The sequence below is a fragment of the Kitasatospora nipponensis genome, from assembly GCF_039528135.1.
GTDB lineage: Bacteria > Actinomycetota > Actinomycetes > Streptomycetales > Streptomycetaceae > Kitasatospora > Kitasatospora nipponensis.
Genome location: NZ_BAAALF010000028.1, coordinates 8,006 through 8,862, shown reverse-complemented (window position 1 = coordinate 8,862; position 857 = coordinate 8,006). Strand labels below are relative to the sequence as shown.

Annotated in this window: 1 pseudogene; it reads left to right on the top strand. The window is 79.6% G+C overall.

Annotated features, from left to right (window positions below):
• Positions 1 to 724 (top strand): annotated as a pseudogene (locus tag ABD323_RS10975) (hypothetical protein); the annotation flags it as partial.
• Between the last annotated feature and the right edge of the window lie 133 nt (positions 725 to 857).

Sequence of the window (857 nt, the reverse complement as noted above, 5' to 3'; positions counted from 1 at the left end):
CGCGCCCTCCGCGCGCGGGGGCGGGGGGCCGGGCGGCCTGGGTGGCGCCGCCCCGACCGTGCCCGCCGAGCCGCCGGCCGGCCCACCGGCGCCCGGCGCCGAGGACCCCGCACCCAGCGGCATGCTGAGCCACCGGCTGCCCGCGGCCACCGGCGCCGCCCCCGGCGCCGTCTTCCCCGCCCTGCTGGCCGCCGTCTCGGCCGCCGCCCGCAGCCTCTTCGGCCCGGAGCGCGCACTGGCGCTGGGCTATCCGTGGGGTGGCCGACCGCCCGGCGCGCCGGCGGTGCTGGGCTGCTTCCTCAACACACTGGCCCACCCGGCCACCGCCGGCCCGACCGGGCTCGCCGAGCTGAGCGCCGCCTGGTGGGACGACCTGGACCACGCGGACACCCCGTTCGACGAGGTCGTGCACGCCGCGCGGTCGGCCGGCGCCGCCTGGACCGGCGCACTGGACGGCCTGCTGACCTTCGAGGACCTGCACCGCCGCCCGCCGCTGGTGCTCGGCGCGGCCGCCGGCCGGGAGAGCCACCTGGCCGGGCGCCCGCTCACCGCCCCGTTCGCCGTCTCCGCCTCGCACGGCGACGACCTGCTGGTGCGGTTCGCCTGGGACCGCGAGCGGGCTTCGGACAACGCCGCCGCGATCGCCTTCGAGGCCCTGCTGGGGAGCCTGTGCGGGCACCTGGGCGCCGCGCCGGCCGCCGTCGCGGCACCCGCCGCCCGCTGACCGCTGCCGTCAGGACGGCCACCCGACCTACCCACCGACCCACTGACTCACCGACCGCACGTTCGATCACCGGACCGCAGGCCCGACCGGCCGACTCTCCGACGGATCGATGGACCACCTGATCACCCGTCAG